The organism is Bradyrhizobium sp. SZCCHNS3016, assembly GCF_032484535.1.
Classification (GTDB): domain Bacteria; phylum Pseudomonadota; class Alphaproteobacteria; order Rhizobiales; family Xanthobacteraceae; genus Bradyrhizobium.
In genome coordinates, this window is record NZ_JAUETE010000004.1 from 328071 (window position 1) to 347554 (window position 19484).

General features: G+C 67.6%; 16 protein-coding genes. 12 read left to right on the top strand and 4 right to left on the bottom strand.

The features are described 5' to 3' along the window. Positions 1-260 precede the first annotated feature (260 nt). Positions 261-1262: a D-glycerate dehydrogenase gene (locus QW881_RS11400; protein ID WP_315735614.1), complete on the top strand. Its 1002-nt coding sequence runs from the start codon at positions 261-263 to the stop codon at positions 1260-1262. 104 nt (positions 1263-1366) lie between these two features. On the opposite strand, the gene QW881_RS11405 is transcribed toward QW881_RS11400, so the two are convergent. Then, complete coding sequence (locus QW881_RS11405) at positions 1367-2311, bottom strand: LysR family transcriptional regulator (RefSeq protein WP_315758135.1); 945 nt, start codon at positions 2309-2311, stop codon at positions 1367-1369. A 122-nt stretch (positions 2312-2433) separates the two neighbouring features. Here QW881_RS11405 and QW881_RS11410 point away from each other — a divergent pair, with 122 nt between their 5' ends. Continuing rightward, positions 2434-3438, top strand: coding sequence for an aldo/keto reductase (locus tag QW881_RS11410; protein ID WP_315758136.1), 1005 nt, complete (start codon positions 2434-2436; stop codon positions 3436-3438). 222 nt (positions 3439-3660) lie between these two features. Here the strand turns inward: QW881_RS11410 and QW881_RS11415 are convergent, their stop codons facing one another. After that, on the bottom strand, positions 3661-4464 hold the full coding sequence (locus tag QW881_RS11415; protein ID WP_315758137.1) for a molybdopterin-synthase adenylyltransferase MoeB: 804 nt from the start codon (positions 4462-4464) through the stop codon (positions 3661-3663). A gap of 140 nt (positions 4465-4604) precedes the next feature. On the opposite strand from QW881_RS11415, the gene QW881_RS11420 reads away from it, so the two are divergent. Both QW881_RS11420 and QW881_RS11425 read left to right on the top strand, forming a co-directional pair. Continuing rightward, positions 4605-5963: a peptidoglycan-binding protein gene (locus tag QW881_RS11420; protein WP_315758138.1), complete on the top strand. Its 1359-nt coding sequence runs from the start codon at positions 4605-4607 to the stop codon at positions 5961-5963. Between the two features lie 449 nt (positions 5964-6412). Next, positions 6413-7216: a ParA family protein gene (locus QW881_RS11425; protein ID WP_315758139.1), complete on the top strand. Its 804-nt coding sequence runs from the start codon at positions 6413-6415 to the stop codon at positions 7214-7216. Between the two features lie 68 nt (positions 7217-7284). Here QW881_RS11425 and QW881_RS11430 read toward each other — a convergent pair whose 3' ends face one another. Both QW881_RS11430 and mutM read right to left on the bottom strand, forming a co-directional pair. Beyond that, positions 7285-7770, bottom strand: a complete 486-nt coding sequence (locus QW881_RS11430; protein WP_315758140.1) for a cyclic nucleotide-binding domain-containing protein — start codon at positions 7768-7770, stop codon at positions 7285-7287. A gap of 71 nt (positions 7771-7841) precedes the next feature. Continuing rightward, positions 7842-8723, bottom strand: a complete 882-nt coding sequence (gene mutM / locus QW881_RS11435) for a bifunctional DNA-formamidopyrimidine glycosylase/DNA-(apurinic or apyrimidinic site) lyase (protein ID WP_315758141.1) — start codon at positions 8721-8723, stop codon at positions 7842-7844. A 105-nt stretch (positions 8724-8828) separates the two neighbouring features. Here mutM and ubiE point away from each other — a divergent pair, with 105 nt between their 5' ends. From ubiE to QW881_RS11475, 8 genes are all read left to right on the top strand, one after another. Next, complete coding sequence (gene ubiE, locus QW881_RS11440) at positions 8829-9590, top strand: bifunctional demethylmenaquinone methyltransferase/2-methoxy-6-polyprenyl-1,4-benzoquinol methylase UbiE (protein WP_315758142.1); 762 nt, start codon at positions 8829-8831, stop codon at positions 9588-9590. After that, on the top strand, positions 9587-11161 hold the full coding sequence (gene ubiB, locus QW881_RS11445; protein ID WP_315758143.1) for a 2-polyprenylphenol 6-hydroxylase: 1575 nt from the start codon (positions 9587-9589) through the stop codon (positions 11159-11161). Before ubiE ends, ubiB begins: the two co-directional genes overlap by 4 nt. A gap of 212 nt (positions 11162-11373) precedes the next feature. After that, on the top strand, positions 11374-12801 hold the full coding sequence (gene coaBC / locus QW881_RS11450; protein WP_315758144.1) for a bifunctional phosphopantothenoylcysteine decarboxylase/phosphopantothenate--cysteine ligase CoaBC: 1428 nt from the start codon (positions 11374-11376) through the stop codon (positions 12799-12801). Beyond that, positions 12798-13256 carry a dUTP diphosphatase gene (dut, locus tag QW881_RS11455; protein ID WP_315758145.1) on the top strand — a complete coding sequence of 153 codons (459 nt, stop codon included), beginning with the start codon at positions 12798-12800 and terminating at the stop codon, positions 13254-13256. Before coaBC ends, dut begins: the two co-directional genes overlap by 4 nt. 189 nt (positions 13257-13445) lie before the next feature. Beyond that, entirely contained in the window at positions 13446-15953 is a 2508-nt protein-coding gene (locus tag QW881_RS11460) for a sensor histidine kinase (RefSeq protein WP_315758146.1), read from the top strand. Then, positions 15950-17479 (top strand): tRNA (adenosine(37)-N6)-threonylcarbamoyltransferase complex ATPase subunit type 1 TsaE, encoded by a 1530-nt coding sequence (gene tsaE, locus QW881_RS11465; protein WP_315758147.1) that lies wholly within the window; start codon positions 15950-15952, stop codon positions 17477-17479. Before QW881_RS11460 ends, tsaE begins: the two co-directional genes overlap by 4 nt. A 343-nt stretch (positions 17480-17822) precedes the next feature. Beyond that, complete coding sequence (locus QW881_RS11470; RefSeq protein WP_008963143.1) at positions 17823-18128, top strand: PilZ domain-containing protein; 306 nt, start codon at positions 17823-17825, stop codon at positions 18126-18128. A gap of 156 nt (positions 18129-18284) precedes the next feature. Next, entirely contained in the window at positions 18285-19007 is a 723-nt protein-coding gene (locus QW881_RS11475) for a nucleotidyltransferase family protein (protein ID WP_315758148.1), read from the top strand. Positions 19008-19484 lie beyond the last annotated feature (477 nt).

Here is a 19484-nt window from a genome sequence, read left to right on the forward strand (position 1 = left end):
CGTGCACAGAGAGGGCTTGCCGAAAGCGCCAGTCCCGACCCGCCGTTGGCTTCTTGTCTTGGCCCGGCCTTCTGCTAGACAGGACCGAACACAAGCGGCCAGGAAGCGCCTGAGAATCGCTCGCGAAGCCCTGTCAGGAACGGATCGGCCCACCTGCGAGATCCGACACGACCAGTCCAGGGAAGCGCCGCTCTCAGGCGACGACGGTAGTTTCGGCGAACCCGGTTAATGAGGTCTGAAAGATCTCATGAGAGCAGCACATGTCAGGTAGGAAAAAGCCCCTCGTCGTGGTGACACGCAAGCTGCCGGACTCGGTCGAGACCCGCATGCGCGAGCTGTTCGACGCGCGGCTCAATCTCGATGACGAGCCGTTGAGCCAGGAACAGCTCGCCGACGCCGTGCGCACCGCCGAGGTGCTGGTTCCGACCGTCACCGACCACATCAGCGCCGACATTCTCAATCAGCCCGACTGCAAGCTGCGCATGATCGCCAACTTCGGCAATGGCGTCGACAATATCGACGTTGCGGCGGCAGTGGCGCGCGGCATCACCGTCACCAACACGCCGAAGGTCCTCACCGAGGACACCGCCGACATGACCATGGCGCTGATCCTGGCGGTGCCGCGGCGGCTGATCGAGGGCGCCTCGATCCTTACCGAGGGCAAGAACTGGGCGGGCTGGTCGCCGACCTGGATGCTCGGCCATCGCATCGGCGGCAAGCGTCTCGGCATCATCGGCATGGGCCGCATCGGCCAGGCGGTGGCGCGGCGCGCCCGCGCCTTCGGCCTGCAGATCCACTATCACAACCGCCGCCCGGTCGCCCCTGTCATCGCCGACGAGCTCGGCGCCACCTATTGGGAGAGCCTCGACCAGATGCTGGCGCGGATGGACATCATCTCGGTGAACTGTCCGCACACGCCAGCAACGTTCCATCTGCTGTCGGCGCGCCGGCTGAAGCTGATCCGCAAGGACGCCTACATCGTCAACACCGCGCGCGGCGAGGTGATCGACGAGGAGACGCTGACGCGGCAGATCGAGGCCGGCGACATCGCCGGCGCCGGTCTCGACGTGTTCGAGCACGAGCCCGCGGTCAATCCGCGCCTGGTCCGCCTCGCCAAGGCCGGCAAGGTGACGCTGCTGCCGCACATGGGCTCGGCCACCATCGAGGGCCGCGTCGAGATGGGCGAGAAGGTCATCATCAACATCAAGACCTTCCTCGACAACCACCGCCCGCCGGACCGCGTGCTGCCGAGCATGCTGTAGGCCGGTCACTCGACCCCACAATCAGTGTCGTCGCTGCGAACGCTGGGACCCGTACCGCGTAATGTCCGCGAGGGACGTCGCTGGTCGTCATCGTCTCATTCACGTTATGGGTCTCGGCTCAAGGCCGGGACGGCAGCTGGGTGCGGGGCGCCCGCGCGCTTCCGCCACTCCCCGACGAACGCGACGAACGCCGCCAGCGCCGGCGGCGGTTGCCGGCGGCTCGGGTAATACAGATACGGCCCAGGGAACGGCGGGCACCAGTCGTCCAGCACGCTGACGAGGCGGCCTGCCGCTAGCGCATCGCGCACATGTCCTTCGAATGTCGCCCAATAGCCAACACCGTCGCAGGCGGCACGGAAGGCCAGACCGAGCTGGACCGCGATCAGCCGAGCCGGCGGCGCGATCCTGATCACCTGCCCGTCCTTCTCGAACTCCCAATCCAGCATCGCACCGGACGAGAACCGCGTGCGAATGCAGCCATGCTGCAGCAGGTCGCGCGGATGCGCGGGACGGCCATGCTGCGCCACATATTGCGGTGAGGCGACGATGGCGTAGCGCTGCGTTTCGCCGAGCGGCACGGCGATCATGTCCTGCGCCAGGTGCTCGCCATAGCGCACGCCGGCATCGAACCCGGCCTGCACGATGTCGACGAAGCCGCTGTCGGCGACGATCTCGAGCTCGATCAACGGATAGGCCTGAAGGAACGGCGCGACCATCGGCGCCAGCACCAGATCGACCGCGGGCGGCGGCGCATTGATGCGCAGGCGCCCCGCCGCGACCTGCTGCTGTCCGCGCACCTGATGGATCGCCACCTCGATCTCGGACAGCGCAGGCTCGAGCCGTGCCAGCAGCGCCTCGCCGGCCTGCGTCAGGCCGACGCTTCGCGTGGTCCGGTTGAGCAGCCGGACGCCGAGCCGCTGCTCCAGCTCCTTGAGCCGCTGGCTGAGGCTGGACGCCGCGAGTCCCTGCTCGCGCGCGGCCCGGCGGAAATTGCCGCTGCGAGCCACGGCAGCGAAGGCCTGAAGATCACGGAGGTCCGGCTCGCTCATTGTTCGATATGTTGAACAGTCCATTCGAAATTGTCCAGCTTATCGAACCGAGGAAATGCGCCGATATCCGCGTTGTCCGGGCGGGCCAGCAGGCCGCCTGCGCCAGCAAGAGGAGATTGATCATGCAAACCCGCCAACTCGGCTCGACCGGCCCCGACGTTTCGGTCATCGGACTAGGCTGCATGGGCATGTCGGACTTCTACGGCCCCACCGACCGGTCCGAGAGCATCGCCACCATCCACGCCGCGCTCGACGCCGGCATCACGCTACTCGACACCGGCGACTTCTACGGGATGGGCCACAACGAGATGCTGATCCGCGAGGCGCTGGCGTCCGCAGGTCCGCGCAACGTCCGGATCTCGGTGAAATTCGGCGCGCTGCGCGGCCCCGACAGGAGCTGGCTCGGCTATGACAGCCGGCCCGAAGCCATCAGGACATTCCTGTCCTATTCGCTGCAGCGGCTCGGCGTCGACGCCATCGACATCTACCGCCCGGCGCGGCTCGATCCCAAGGTGCCGATCGAGGAGACGATCGGCGCGATGGCCGAGCTGAAACAGGCCGGCTACATCAGGCATATCGGGTTGTCGGAGGTCGGTTCAGAGACGATTCGCCGGGCGCACAAGGTGCACCCGATCTCGGATCTGCAAATCGAATATTCGCTGATCTCGCGCGGCATCGAGAGCGACATCCTGCAAACCTGCCGCGAACGCGGCATCGGCATCACCGCCTATGGCGTGCTGTCGCGCGGGCTGATCAGCGGGCACTGGTCGAAGGACCGCGCCAACGCTGCCGACTTCCGCGGCCACACGCCGCGTTTCCAGGGCGACAATCTCGACCGCAATCTCGCGCTCGTGGACACGCTGCGCAGCGTCGCCGACGACGTCGGCGCCACGCCGGCGCAGGTCGCGATCGCCTGGGTCGCGGCGCAAGGCAACGACATCGTGCCGCTCGTCGGCGCCCGCCGCCGCGATCGTCTCGACGAAGCACTCGGCGCGCTCTGCGTGAAGCTCACCGAGGTGCAGCTCGCCGCGCTCGACAAGGCGTTCCCGCCTGGCATCGCCGCCGGCGAGCGCTATCCGGACGCACAGCTGGTGCACATGGATAGCGAGCGCGGGCGGCGGGGGTGAGAGTCACGAGGCGCGAGCCGGTCACCTCGCCACCGGTGTCGTCCTGGCGAAAGCCGGGATCCATACCGCGTGATGTCTGAAATAGGCAGGCAGCGCGTTCTGCGCGCCTCACTGCGTTCACGGAGTATGGGTCCCGGATCGGCGCCTACCGACGCTTTGCGTCGGCAGGCTTGTCCGGGACGACAGCAGAGTCTGCCGCGCGCTTCCCGCTCAGCCCGCACATCACTTCCGATGCGCACCCAAATCCGCAATCACCGGCCCATCCCCATTCAGCGGATTCGTCGGATCGCGGCCATAGCGCAGGGTCTCGAAGCGCATCGTCCGCGCGTCCAGCATCAGCAGCCGGCCGACCAGGCCCTCGCCGAAGCCGACGATCTCGCGGATCGCCTCCAGCGCCATCATCGACCCCAGCATGCCGGCGAGCGCCCCCATCACGCCAGCCTCGGCGCAGGCCGGGACGGTGCCGGGGGGCGGCGGCTCCGGGAACAGGCAGCGATAGGTCGGATTAAACTGGCCCTTCTCATCCCGCTCATGCGCCCGGATCGTCGTCAGCGACGCATCGAAGGTGCCGAGCGCGCCGGTGATCAGCGGCTTCTCGGCCAGGAAGCAGGCATCGGAGACGAGATAGCGGGTGTCGAAATTGTCGGAGCCGTCGAGCACGAGATCATAAGCGCCGATCAGATCGAGCGCGTTGTCAGGATTGAGCCAGGTCCGATGCGCCATGACGCTCACATGCGGATTGAGCGCGTTGATGCGCTCGGCGGCGCTCTCGACCTTGGGTCTGCCGATGTCGGGTGTCGCATGGATGACCTGGCGCTGCAAATTCGACAGCGACACCACGTCGTCGTCGACCACGCCGATCGTGCCGGCGCCGGCCGCGGCGAGATACATCAGCGCCGGTGCGCCGAGGCCGCCTGCGCCGACCACGAGCACCGACGCCCGCTTCAGCGCCGCCTGGCCGGGACCGCCGACGTCGCGCAGCACGATGTGACGGGCATAGCGCTCCAGTTCTTCATCGCTCAGCATCGTTGCACCGTCCTTCCGCTGCCGCACCGCTGTCAGCCCAAGGCGAAGACGGCGGATCTCCGCACTGAACCCTCGCCGGATTGTGACCGACCAAGCAGATGTGCTTATTTATGTCAGCGGCAAGAGCATCGGGATTTGTCATGATACGGCTGGCCACGGCAACCTTCATCTGCGCCATCGCCGCGTGCGCATCGGCGCAGGCACAGACGCCGCAGGGCGCGTTGCCGGGCGCCAAGCCCAAGTCCGTCGCGACCCAGCCGGTGCGCCCGGGCGTGCAGGCTCCCGCCGACACCGCCAATGCGATGAGCCAGGCCGAGCGGCTCGCGCTGCAATCCGATCTCGCCTGGGTCGGCCAGTACAATGGCGCGATCACCGGCGACGTCAGCGAGCGCATGGTCAACGCGATCAAGGAGTACCAGAAGCTTGCCGGCGGCAAGCCGACTGGCGTGTTGAACCCGCAGGAGCGCGCCGTGCTCGCCGACACCGCGCGCCGCAAGCAGGAGGGCGTCGGCTGGAAGCTCGTGACCGAGCCGGTCAGCGGCGCACGGCTCGGCATTCCCACCAAGCTGGTGCCGCAACAGACCAGCGACGGCACCGGCTCGAAATGGACCTCGCCCACCGGCACCGTGCAGGTGGCGCTGTCACGCCGCAAGGAGGCCAACCCGACCACCGCGGCGCTCGCCGACCGCGAGAAGAAGGAGCCCGGCCGCACCGTCGACTACAGCGTGGTGAAGCCCGACTTCTTCGTGCTCTCGGGCCTGCAGAACCTGAAGAAGTTCTACATCCGCGGCACCTTTCGGGGCGACGAGGTGCGTATCCTGACCATCCTCTACGATCAGGCCACCGAGAACACGGTCGAGCCGGTCGTGATCGCGATGTCGAGCGCGTTCACCGCGTTTCCGTCGACATTGGCCGCGCAGCCCGCGCCACGGCGCCGCGTCGACTACGGCACCGGCATCATCGTGAGCCAGGACGGCGCCATCATCGCCGATCGCGAGGTGACCGATGCCTGCGTGGCGATCACCATTCCCGGTTTCGGCCATGCCGAGCGCGTGGCCGAGGACAAGGAGCGCGGCCTGGCGCTGCTGCGCATCTACGGCGCGCACGACCTCAAGCCGCTGGCGCTGTCGGGCGGCCGTGCGAAGTCGTCGGTCGACATCGTCGGCATCGCCGATCCGCAGAGCCAGGGCGGCGGTGCCGCGATCAGCACCGTCAAGGCCCAGCTCGCCGCCAACGGCGCGGGCGACGCCTCGCTGGCGCCGGCGCCGGGCCTCGGATTCTCCGGCGCGGCGGCGCTCGACGGCGACGGCAAGTTCGCCGGCGTCACCCTGCTCAAGCCAGGAATCATGGCCGGCACGGCGCTCATCCCGTCCACACAGGTCGTGATGGTCAGCGCCGATGCGACGCGCGCCTTTCTCACGGCGCAGGGCGTCAAGCCGGACGGAACCTCGCTCGACGCCAAGGCGGCGACGGTGCGCGTGATCTGCGTGCGGAAGTAGAGCCTGCGCCAAACCGGTTCGGCGTCGCGATCATGGCGCTGCGCACTGCGGCGCGGCAGCGTTTACGCAATGTTAAGCATGTCGTTTTAGAAAAAATTAAGGGCCCAACGGCGGCCGGCGGGGATCGGACGTGCAGCATCGCGACTGCATGGGATGATGCTCGGCGATGCCGAGCTTGCCCGCGGCTCGCTGCCACTCAACTTCCTAGCACCTTGCTATCAACTCGGAACGGCTCCCGCCGTAGTCAACCGGTCTGTGCAGGCACAGGCCGAGCGTGAGATGGTTCGAACAGTTTTGTCGGCGTGCTGATTCGGACCACCGCGATCGCTCATCATGAGTTGGATCGGGCCGGGACTGTCCTGAGCGAGAATAGCTCTGCACCGCGATCGCGATGCGCTCAGCTTTGGCGTTCTCATAAGTTCCGTCAACATCCGAAGGACTGTCTCCCGATGTACACGATCGTTTTGGCCACGCAGAAGGGCGGCAGCGGCAAGAGCACGCTGGCGATTGGTCTGGCCGTGGCGGCCCAGCAGGCCGGCCACAAGGTGCGCGTGATCGAAACCGACCGTCAGGGCACGCTCACGAAATGGCAGGCGCGCCGCGCCGCGGGCGAGCCGATCGTCGAAGCCGTCTACGATGCGAAGATGATCGAGCCGCGGCTCGAAGCGCTGGAGCGCGATGGCGTCACCGTGTGCATGATCGACACCGGGGCCGGCATCACGGCGTCCACGACCGCCGCGATCCGCCACTGCGACCTGTGCCTCATTCCGGCGCGTCCGAGCGTCGCCGACATCGAGGCGACGGCACCGACGCTCAGCGTCGTCAAAGCCTGGCGCAAGCCGTTCGCCTTCGTGCTCAACCAGGCCCCGATCCGCGGCGGCCACCGCGTCACCGACGCGACGACCGCGCTCGACGCCGACGCTCCACGCGACATCGCCGAGGTGCTGGCGCAACCCTTCATCATGATGCGCAACGACCACCAGGACGCGCTCGCCGCCGGTCTCGGCGTCAGCGAGTTCGACGCGGCCGGCAAGTCGGCGCAGGAGATTCGCAGCCTGTGGCGCTGGACCGCGGGCAAGCTCGCCGGCGACCACGTCATGCACGACGCGGGCGAGCTGAAGGACGCGAGCGAGCACGCCGAGGTCGAATTCCCGATCATGCTGACGCCGCCCGCCGAGGAAACGAAGCTGCCGGTGACGCGGGCCTACCCGACCTGGGCCGACAGCGGCATCAACTGGAAGGCTGGGTTGTAGTTGGAATTTGCTCTGAGCTTTCACGGCGCGGGCGGTGCGCTCCCTCTCCCCGCAAGGCTGGGAGAGGTTCAGAAACCCGACGACCGCGCGCCCGTCTCCAGCGCCTTGATCCGCGCATCGGCGCGACGCAGGCGGCGGCACAGCTCGCGATTGATGTTTTGCATCACGATCACATAGGCCTGGATGTCGGCCTTGTAGAACGCGTAGAGTTTCTGTGCCGTCAGCTCATACAAGATGGTCGGCGTCTCCGCGACCACCGTGGCCGACCTGTTCTGCATTTCGAGCAAGGTCATCTCGCCGAAGAAATCGCCGGGCGCGAGAGACGACATGCGGATCGCAATGCCCGTCTCCAGGCGCTCGCTCACCTCCAGCGTGCCGCTGTGCACGACGAACATCGAACGACCCGCCTCGCCTTCGGCGACGACCACGGCGCCGCTCTCGAACTCACGCGCGACCAGCATCGAGACCAGCAGATCGAGGCTCGCATCGGGCAGACCGCCGAAGAACGGCGTCGCGAGCAGGAATGCTTTCAGATCGGGTGAGCTGACAGCCATGGCGGCAGTATACGCCTGCCCCCGATTGCGACAAGCAGACCCGAAGCGCAGCAGCACGCCGTGCCGTCACATCACTTCTGGCACTTCGGACACCAGAAGGTCGAGCGTCCGTTCTGCACGAAACGCTTCACCACGCCCTCGCAGCCATCCGTCCGGCACGGCTCGCCCTCGCGGTCATAGACCTGGAACGAATGCTGGAAATAGCCGAGCTCGCCTGATGTCTGGCGGTGATCGCGCAGCGACGAGCCACCGGCGCGGATCGCCTCGTTGAGCACGGTGTGGATCGCTTCCACCAGACGCCTGGCGTGATCCGTGGGCTCGCCCTTCTTCGTGGCGAGCGTTGCCGCGAGCCGCCGCGGCGACAGGTGCGCGCGGAACAGCGCCTCGCAGACATAGATGTTGCCGAGCCCGGCGACGACGCGCTGGTCGAGCAGCGCCGCCTTCAGGCTGGTCTTCTTGTTGGCGCAGGCGCGCGCCAGCATTGCCGCATCGAATTCGTTGCCGAGCGGCTCGGGCCCCAGACCCTTGAGATGCGGCTCGGACTCGAGCGCGCCGCGGGCGATGATCTTCATGAAGCCGAAGCGGCGCGGATCGTTGAATACGATGTCGGCACCTGACGACATGTGAAACACGACATGGTCGTGCACGCTGTCCTTGCCGCGCGGAGTGTGAAACTCGCCGGGCGTCTCCTCGTGCTCCGGCTTGACCACCCGGAACGAGCCGGACATGCCCAGATGCATCAGCAGCACGTCCCCGGAGCCGAGATCGGCCAGCAGATATTTGGCACGCCGGCCGAGACCCCTGACGGTCTGGCCCTGCAGGCGCTTCGCAAAATCGGGCTGGAACGGAAACCGCAGGTCGCCACGCCGGGCCTCGGCTTTGACGATGACCGCGCCTTCCATGACCGGCTGCAGCCCGCGCCGGACGGTCTCGACTTCGGGCAGCTCAGGCATTCCTGTTCATTTCACCTTTTGCATCCGCGACCATTCACCTTGTCCGGCTGACGTGATAGCGCCTTGGCCGCATCGGCGCTATGGTGCTGTATCGGAGTAAGGGTGATGGATCAGCCGGACCAAACCACTCATTTCGGCTTCAGGGATGTGCCTCTGGGCGAGAAGCAGACGCTGGTGAACGACGTGTTTCACAGCGTGGCCTCGCGCTATGACCTGATGAACGACCTGATGTCGGGCGGACTGCACCGCGTCTGGAAGGACATCATGATCAACACGCTCAACCCGCCGAAGAGCGATGCGCCGTTCGCGCTGCTCGATGTCGCCGGCGGCACCGGCGACATCTCCTTCCGCGCCGCCCGGAAGGCCGGCGCCGGCTTCCATGCGACGGTCTGCGACATCAATGGCGACATGCTCGAGGTCGGCCGGCAGCGCGCGCTGAAGCAGGCTCTCGAGGACAAGGTCTCGTTCGTCGAGGGCAATGCCGAGAAGCTCGCCTTCCCCGACCGCTCCTTCGACGCCTATACGATCGCGTTCGGCATCCGCAACGTGCCGCAGATCGAGTTGGCGCTCGCAGAAGCCCATCGCGTGCTCAAGCATGGCGGCCGCTTCCTGTGCCTGGAGTTCTCGACCGTCGAGGTCCCCGGGCTCGACAAGCTCTACGACCTGTTCTCCTTCAACGTGATCCCGCAGCTCGGCCGCGCCGTCACCGGCGATGCCGAGTCCTACCGCTACCTCGTCGAATCGATCCGCCAGTTTCCGCGCCCCAGCGCCTTCGCCGAGATGATCTCGGCCGCCGGCTTCTCCCGCGTGTCCTGGCAGACTCTCTCCGGCGGCATCGTCGCGCTTCATTCCGGCTGGCGTTTGTGATCTCCGCACTCACCCACATTACGCGGCTCGCCCGGGCCGCCTTCGTGTTCGCGCGCGAGGGCGTGTTCGGCGCTGTCGATCCGAGCCTGGCGCCGCCGCCGGGCCAGCTCGCGCTCAAGCTGGCGCGGCTGGTCGAGCGCCCCGGCGCCAAGTCCGGACCAAGATTGTCGCGCGCGCTGGAGCGGATGGGCCCGGCCTATCTCAAGCTCGGCCAGTTCCTGGCGACGCGGCCCGACGTCGTCGGCGTCATCATGGCGCGCGATCTCGAATCGCTGCAGGACCGGCTGCCGCCATTCCCGCAGGCCGAGGCCGAGGCGGTCATCGCCACCGCCCTCGAACGTCCGATCAGCCAGCTGTTCACGCATCTCGGCCCGCCGGTCGCCGCCGCCTCGATCGCGCAGGTGCATCGCGGCGAGGTCGAACACGACGGCATTCGTCGTCCGGTCGCGGTGAAGGTGCTTCGGCCCAACGTCGCCGCGCGCTTCCGCCGCGACCTCTCCGATTTCTTCTTCGTCGCCGAAAAGGCCGAGGCGCATTCGTCGGAAGCGCGGCGGCTGCGGCTGGTCGAGGTCATCAACACGATGTCGCGCTCGGTCGCGATGGAGATGGACCTTCGCCTGGAGGCCGCCGCGCTCTCGGAGATGGCGGAAAACATCAAGGACGATCCGGACTTCCGCGTGCCCGCGGTCGACTGGGATCGCACCGCCAACACCGTGCTGACGATGGAGTGGATCGACGGCATCGCGCTGAACGATCACGCCCGGCTCGCGGAGGCGAATGTCGATCTGCCCGACGTCGGCCGCAAGGTGATCCAGAGCTTTCTGCGCCACGCCCTGCGCGACGGCTTCTTCCATGCCGACATGCATCCGGGCAACCTGTTCCTGGACCAGCAGGGCCGGTTGGTCGCGGTCGATTTCGGCATCATGGGCCGGCTCGGCATGAAGGAGCGGCGCTTCCTGGCCGAAATCCTGCTCGGCTTCATCACCCGCGACTATCGCCGCGTCGCCGAGGTGCATTTCGAGGCCGGCTACGTGCCGCCGCATCATTCGGTGGAGAATTTCGCACAGGCCATCCGCGCCATCGGCGAGCCGATCCACAACCGCACGGCCGAAGAAATCTCGATGGCCAAGCTGCTGACCCTGCTGCTCGAGGTCACCGGCCTGTTCGACATGCGCACCCGACCCGAGCTGATCCTGCTGCAGAAGACCATGGTGGTGGTCGAGGGCGTCGCGCGCGGCTTCGATCCCAAGCTCGACATCTGGAAGGTCGCCGACCCCGTGGTGCGCGAATGGATCGAGCGTAATCTCGGCCCGCTCGGCCGCATCGAAGGCGCCGTGTCCGGCGTCGGCGACCTGGTCCGGCTCAGCGCGACCCTGCCCGTGCTCGCCGCCCGCGCCGCCGCCGTGCTGGAGCACATGGAGACCATGACCCGCGACGGCCTGCGCCTGTCGCCGGAAACCATCGCCGCCATGGGCCGCACCGAAGGCAAGAAGAGCCGCTGGCGCGCCATCGCGCTGTGGGTCATCGCGCTGACCTTCATCGGCATTCTGTTCGCGGTGCTCAGGTTGTGACGAAGATGTAGGGTGGGCAAAGGCGCAGCCGTACCGTTTCCGCGTGCGAGATCGCAGTGGCGCCGTGCCCACCGTCCTACCGATGCATGCGCATCGACGGTGGGCACGCTGCCGCCCGCGGCGGCCGCGGCGGCCGCTTTGCCCACCATGATTGCACTGCTGTCATTTTCTGCTAGCATTGCACTCACAACGACAATGCTGGGGAGGCGGTCATGGCGAGCCTGACCATCCGCAAGCTGGACGACTCTCTCAAGACTTATCTGCGACTGCGCTCGGCGCAGAACGGGCGCTCCGTCGAAGAGGAGGTCCGGGTCATCCTGCGCGCGCTGATCGAGCCGGTCGATCCGTCCGAGCCGCCGATGGCGCCGCCAGCTCCAGCCAACCCTTCTGCCCCGCTCGTCCCCCAGCCCGGCCAGGCGCGCGAGGCCCGCGTCACCCTGATCATCGGCGGCGGCATCGCCGCCTACAAATCGCTCGACCTGATCCGGCGGCTGAAGGAGCGCCACATCCACGTCCGCTGCGTGCTGACCAAGGCGGCGACGCAATTCGTGACCGAGCTCGCCGCATCGGCGCTGTCGGGAGATCGTGTCTTCACCGATCTGTTCGACGCGCGCAGCGAGTTCGACGTCGGCCACATCCGGCTCGCGCGCGACTGCGATCTCATCGTGGTGGCACCGGCGACCGCCGACCTGATGTCGAAGATGGCGCACGGCGCCGCCGACGACCTCGCCAGCGCCATCCTGCTCGCGGCGAGCCGGCCGATCCTGCTGGCGCCGGCGATGAACCCGATGATGTGGAGCAACCCGGCGACGCGCCGCAACGCGGCGACCCTGCAGCGCGATGGTGTCCAGATGATCGGGCCGAACGCCGGCGAGATGGCGGAGAAGGGCGAGGCCGGTGTCGGCCGCATGGCCGAGCCGACCGAGATTGCGGACGCCGTCGTCGCCATGCTCAAGCCGCCGACGCCGCGCCCGCTCGCCGGCCGCCGCGTGCTGATTACCGCAGGCCCGACCCACGAGCCGATCGACCCGGTGCGCTACATCGCCAACCGCTCCTCCGGCAAGCAGGGCTTTGCGATCGCCGCCGCCGCGCAGGCCGCCGGCGCCGACGTGCGGCTGATCGCAGGACCGGTGGAGCTTGCCGACCCCAAGGGCGTCAGCGTCACCCACGTCGAATCGGCGCGGCAGATGCTCGACGCCGTCGAGGCCGAGCTGCCCGCCGACGTCGCGATCTTCGCCGCGGCGGTGGCCGACTGGCGCGTCGCCAATGAAGGCGGCCAGAAGCTGAAGAAGACCGACAAGGCGATCCCGCCGCTGACGCTGGTCGAGAATCCCGACATCCTCGCCACGATCTCGAAGCTGAAGGAGAAGCGGCCTGGTCTCGTCATCGGCTTCGCCGCCGAGACCGAGCACCTGATCGACAACGCGAAGGCAAAGTTCGCGCGCAAGGGCTGCGACTGGATCGTCGCCAACGACGTCTCGCCCGCGACCGGCGTGATGGGCGGCGACCGCAACACCGTACATCTCTTGACGAAGGACGCCGATGGCGTCCATGTCGCGTCCTGGCCGATCATGACCAAGGACGAGGTCGCGACTGCGCTCGTCGCCGAGATCGCCAGAACCATGGGACCCATTGCGTGACACAGACGATCGCGATCGACGTGCAGATCCTGCCGCATGGCGAGGGCCTGCCGCTGCCGGCCTATCAGACCGCACATGCCGCGGGGCTCGATCTGCTCGCCGCCGTTCCGCCCGATGCGCCGCTCGTCCTTGCGTCAGGTAGCCATGCGATGGTGCCGACGGGATTGTCGATCGCGCTGCCCGACGGCTACGAGGCCCAGGTGCGGCCGCGTTCGGGGCTCGCTGCGCGGCACGGCGTCACGGTGCTGAACTCACCGGGCACAGTGGACGCGGACTACCGCGGCGAGATCTGCGTGCTGCTGATCAACCACGGCAAGGAACCGTTTACGATTCGCCGCGGCGAGCGCATCGCACAGATGGTGATCGCCTCCGTGGTGCGCGCCGAGCTCAGCCTCGCGACAACCTTGCCGACCACCGCGCGCGGCAGCGGCGGCTTCGGCTCGACGGGCCGTTGAACTACGGGCTTGCCACTGTTCCGACTCGAAAGAGTCGATCGGCGGACGCATTTTCCTCAGGCGCAACCATCGTTCACGGTCTGGACTCTTACCGCTGGAGTCCCGAAGCGGTTATGGTTGATTGATTCGTGAGACGGCGCGGGCGACGCGATCGGCGCCGCCCGGAACTTCGTGCGGTTTGGGGCAAATATGTCGGGCGTGATCGTGGTGATGCGTCAGACGCTGCTGTCGTGCACGTCACTCGCGCGCAAGGGCCTGATGGGTCTCGCTGCGACTGCGCTTGCGCCGGCGACACCGGGCTTCGCAGGCGGTGGCGTGCCGCCGGATGCGATCACGACGCTGTTCGAGCTGAGCCGTCCTGATGTCGCCGAGGTGACGGCGATGCTGGCGCTGCTCGGCTTCTCCGTGGTCGCCGCAGTCGCGCTGGTGCGCACGCGCTTCGCGGCTGCACGGAAGGAAGCGCGGCTGCGCGCCGACATCGCCGAGCTGCAATTGCAGGCCGATCGCTACCGCGCGCTGCTGTTCGCCGAGCCGCAGATCCTGATCGCCTGGCCGGCCGGCGGCCACCGCCCGCAGATCTCCGGCGACACCTCGATGCTGGTCCCGCAGGATCAGCCGCAGCGCATTCTCGCTTTCGGAACCTGGCTGCCGCCGGAGCCCGCGCTGCAGCTCGACCGCGCCGTCGACGCGCTGCGCGAGGCGGGCGAGGGCTTCATGCTCAATCTCACCACCTCGCACGGCCATGCGATCGAGGCGATGGGCCGCGCCATCGGCGGCCAGGCCATCGTGCGCATCCGCGAATTGTCCGGTCTGCGCCGCGAGCTCGCCGAGACGCAGCTCCGCTTCAAGGCGCTCGGCGAGGAGACGGAGTCGCTGCGCGCGCTGGCATCGGCGCTGCCGTGGCCGATCTGGGCACGGCAGGCCAATGGCGCCCTCGCTTACGTCAACGCCGCCTATGCCCGTGCCGCCGATGCCCGCGACGTGCCGGATGCGATCGGCCGCAACATCGAGCTGCTCGACTCCGCCGACCGTACCGACCTGCAGCGCGCGCTCGGCGCCAACGGCCGTTTCGAGGGCCGGCTGCCGATCGTGACCGGCGGCGAGCGCCGCATGTATGACGTGCGCGCCTTCATGCTGGGCCACGGCAGCGCCGGCGTCGCCATCGACGCCAGCGAGGCGGCGGCGCTGGATGCGGCCGTGGTGCGGATGCGGGAAGCACACCGGCGCACGCTCGATCAGTTGTCCTCGGGCGTAGCCGTGTTCGACGGCCAGCGCCGGCTCGCCTTCTACAACGACTCCTATCGCCGGCTGTGGGGTCTCGATCCCGCCTTCCTGGACAGCCAGCCGGACGACTCGTCGGTGCTCGACCGTCTGCGCGCCGCACGCAAGCTGCCCGAGCAGGCCGACTTCCGGGCCTGGAAGGCCAAGCTTCACGAGGCCTATCGCGCCGTCGAGGCCGCCAAGGACACCTGGTTCCTGCCCGACGGCCGCGCTTTATCGGTCGTCACCACGCCGAACCCGGAAGGCGGCGTCACCTATCTGTTCGACGACGTCACCGAGAGCTTCGCGCTTGCGCGCCGCTTCGACGGCCTGATCAGGGTCCAGCGCGAGACGCTCGACAGCCTCGCCGAGGGCGTCGCGGTGTTCGGCTCGAACGGCCGGGTCGAGCTGTTCAATCCGGCCTTCGCCAAGATGTGGCGGCTGTCGCCGGATCAGCTGCGCGAGCATCCGCATATCGACACCGTGGAATCCTGGTGCCATCAGCTCTATGACGACGCGGTCGCCTGGCGCACCATCCGCGAGGCCATCACCTCGATCGAGAACCGCCTGGACATCGCGCTGAAGCTCGAGCGCAAGGACGGCAGCGTGCTCGACTGCATGAGCCGGCCGCTGCCAGACGGCGCGACCATGCTCACCTTCCAGGACATCACCGACACCGAGAATGTCGAACGGGCCCTGCGCGAGAGCAACGAGGCGCTCGAAGCCGCCGGCCAGATGAAGATCGACTTCGTCCACCACGTGTCCTACGAGCTGCGCGCGCCGCTGACGACGATCATCGGCTTCGCGCATTTCCTGTCCGATCCCTCGACCGGGCCGCTGACGCCGAAGCAGGCCGAGTATCTCGACTACGTCACCAAATCCACCAACGCGCTGCTGGCGCTGACCAACAACATTCTCGACCTCGCCACCATCGATGCCGGCGCCATGAAGCTCGAGCTCGGGCCGGTCGATGCCGCCAAGGCGATCGAGGCCGCGGCCGAAGGCGTGCAGGACCGGCTTGCCACGGATCGCATCCGATTGACGATCGCGGTGGACCCCGATGTCGGCTCCTTCGTCGGCGACGAGCGCCGCGTCGTCCAGGTCCTCTACAATCTGCTCGCCAATGCCGTCGGCTTCTCGCCGCCGGATTCGAGCGTCGCCGTCAGCGCCCGCCGCACCGATCACAGCGTCATCTTCGCGGTCACCGATTCCGGCCCCGGCATTCCGCCCGAGGTGAAGGACAAGGTGTTCGAATGGTTCGAGAGCCATTCGCAAGGCTCGCGCCACCGCGGCGCCGGGCTCGGCCTGTCGCTGGTGCGCTCCTTCGTCGAGCTGCATGGCGGCAGGGTGCGGATGGATTCGGTGGTCGGCAAGGGCACCACGGTCACCTGTGACTTCCCGACCGACCACGTCGCGCAACGCAACGCCGCGGAATGACGGACCAGCTGACATTCACCACCACGCTGGCGGACGAGACCGCCACCGCCGCCTTGATGGCCGATCTCGCGCTGCTGATCGGCCCGGGTGCACTGATCACGCTCACCGGCGATCTCGGCGCCGGCAAGACGGCGGCGGCGCGGGCGATGATCCGGTACCTCGCCGGCGACGACGAGCTGGAGGTGCCGAGTCCGACCTTCACTCTGGCGCAGAGCTACGACCTGCCGAGCTTCCCGCTGGTCCATGCCGATCTCTATCGCATCAGCGACGCATCGGAGCTCGAGGAGATCGGCCTGTCGCCGCTGCCGGAGGCGACCGTCGTGCTGATCGAATGGCCGGAGCGCGCCGGCGGCGCCCTGCCGCAGGACCGCATCGACATCGCACTCCGTCACGACCCGGCGCAGGGCGACACCGCCCGCAGCGCCGAGATCACCGGCAGCGGCAAGGCGGCCGCGGTGGTTGCACGGCTGAAAGCCTTGCGCGAATTCCTCGCCGAGGCCGGGCACGCCAAATCGCGCCGCGAGCACATGGCCGGCGACGCCTCGACCCGCTCGTATGCGCGGCTCCACAAGGGCGAGCGCGTCTACATCCTGATGAACTCGCCGAAGCGGCCCGACGGCCCGGCGATCTACAACGGCAAGCCCTATAGCGGCGCCGTGCATCTCGCCGAGGACGTGCGCCCGTTCGTCGCGATCGCCGCCGCCTTGCGCGGACGCGGCATCTCGGCGCCGAAGATCAACGACGCCGATCTCGGCCACGGCTTTCTCATCACCGAGGATCTCGGACGCGAGGGCGTGATCGAGGGCGACCCGCCACGGCCGGTCGTGGAGCGCTACGAGGCCGCAGTCGATGTTCTCGCGTCGCTGCATGGGCAGGACGTGCCCGCCGTGCTGCCGCTGGCGCCGCAGGTGACCTACAAGGTCCCGACCTTCGACGTCGAAGCCATGCTGATCGAGATCGGCCTGATGCTCGAATGGTACCTGCCCGACCGTGGCGTGGAGCTGTCGCAGGTGCTGCGCGCCGAATTCCTGGAAATATGGCGCGAGTTGCTGGAGGCGCCGCTCGCATCTAAGCCGACCTGGGTGATCCGCGACTATCATTCGCCGAACCTGCTGTGGCTGCCGTCGCGCGAAGGCATCGCGCGCGTGGGCGTGATCGACTTCCAGGACGCGGTGATGGGCCCGCCGGCTTACGACGTGGTCTCCCTGGCGCAGGACGCCCGGATCGACGTGTCGGCGGAGATCGAGCGGGCGCTCCGAGAGCGCTACATCGCCGCGCGCCAAGCTGCGTCGACGGACTTCGACGCCGACGAATTCGGCACGCACTACGCGATCATGTCGGCCCAGCGCAACACCCGCCTGCTCGGCACCTTCGCCCGCCTCAACCGCCGTGACGGCAAGCCGCACTACCTCAAGCACCAGCCTCGCATCTGGGACTATCTCCACCGCGCGCTGGCGCACGCTGCGCTGGAGCCGCTACGCGACTGGTACGCGGCGAATGTGCCGCCACCAGCGGGCCTATCTTGAGGCAGCGTCTCGCAGCACCGACGGTGCGCTCCCCTCCCCCTTGCGGGGAGGGGTCGGGGGTGGGGGTCTCCGGGCGAGGCTCAAAGTGACGAGCGCAGACCTCTAGCCATCAGCGGCAATCATGATCGCCGGCGGCTGTCAGCTGCCGGTCCGAGTACCCCAACAACATTCCGCATCCGTGGACCCCCAACCCCTCCCCGCAAGGGGGAGGGGAGCGGACCGCCGTTGTGGGAGGAGGACGCGCCAAAACCCCCCACCCGCGTCGCTTTACCGGTTCTTAGCCATCCCCCCTTACCTTGCGCCCGCGGCGCCGGTTGCGCGCCGCGCGTGAATGGAGGTTGCGATGGCAGAGCGGATGAAGGGCGAACGCGTCGTCTTCGAGCGCGGCATCCCGGCTTTCATGATGGGCATCGACGGCACCTGGCGGCGCAACTGCACCATCGAGGACGTCTCGGAGACCGGGGCGAAGCTGACGGTCGAGGGCTCGGTCGAAGGCCTGCACCTGAAGGAGTTCTTCCTGCTGTTGTCGTCGACCGGCTTGGCCTACCGGCGCTGCGAGTTGGCCTGGGTCAATGGCGACCAGATCGGCGTCACCTTCCTGAAGCAGGGCAAGAAGAAGACCAACAAGCGCGCCACGGCGGAGGCCTGACGGCGTACCGGGAGACACCTGCGGCATCTTGCATCGGGACGACGGCGCCGCCGTCGCACATTCGTCATCGCGCCGGGCTATCGCAACCGACCGAGACGATAGATGTTTTTGCGTGGTATGATTCGTGCGTACCACCTTTGATCGAGATTGCCTGAGATGCCCGTCAAGCCGCACAAAGCCATGGTCCTCGCCGCCGGTCTCGGATTGCGCATGCGCCCACTGACGGAGACGATGCCCAAACCGCTGGTGCGCGTCGCCGGCCGCCCGCTGCTCGACCATGTGCTCGACCGCCTCGCCGAAGCCGGGGTCACCGAAGCCGTCGTCAATGTCCACTATCTCGCCGACCAGATCATCGAGCACACGGCCGCGCGCAGCACGCCCCGCGTGATCATCTCCGACGAGCGCGACCAGGTGCTCGGCACTGGCGGCGGCGTCGTCAAGGCACTGCCGCTGCTCGGCCACGCGCCGTTCTTCCACGTCAACTCCGACACGATGTGGATCGAGGGCGTGCGCCAGAACCTGTCCCGGCTCGCCGACGCGTTCGATCCCGAACGCATGGACATCATGCTGCTGATGGCGCCGACCGCGACCTCGATCGGCTACGCGGGTCAAGGCGACTACGCGATGCTCGCCGACGGTACCTTGCGCAAGCGCCGGGAGCATCAGGTGGTGCCGTTCGTCTATGCGGGAGCGGCCATCATCTCGCCCGCGATCTTCGATGGCGCGCCGTCGGGCGAGTTCTCGCTGACGAAGATGTTCGACAAGGCGAACGAGCAGGACCGCCTGTTCGGCCTCCGCCTCGAAGGCGTGTGGATGCATGTCGGCACGCCCGCCGCGGTGACGGAAGCGGAAGAGGCTCTGATGGAGAGTGCGGCGTAGCGGACTGCCCGACGGGCGAATCAAGTCGGCGCATTGCGCGATTTGCTCCGCCTCCTCGGCGCCGACCCTGCGCTGGCATCGCTCAAATCATCTGCGTCGAGAAACTATTTTCGTCCGCACATTCAATCCGATCCCGCTCGTCGCATCCGGCGCGCACAAAATTCTTCTTTCGCTTTTACAGAATTCATGTTCTCTCATGCGCATCCCGCCTCGTTGCGAGGGGCGTATCGCGGTCGTCACGGACGTTGAGCGCGGGATGCGATGGCCTGTCAGGATTGCAGCGTGCTTTCGGGTGCGCGGACGAACGGTTCGGGCAGGACGGCGAAATCGTAAGGTCCCGGCATCCCGATGCTGATGCCAAGCTCGCGCCGCTGCTGACGCCGCGCGCGGGCGACGGTGGCTACAAGCCGGCACACCGAGGAGAGGACGTATAAGCCGTCAACCCATCGCGCAGGGAGGGCCGGGTCGTTCCGGCTG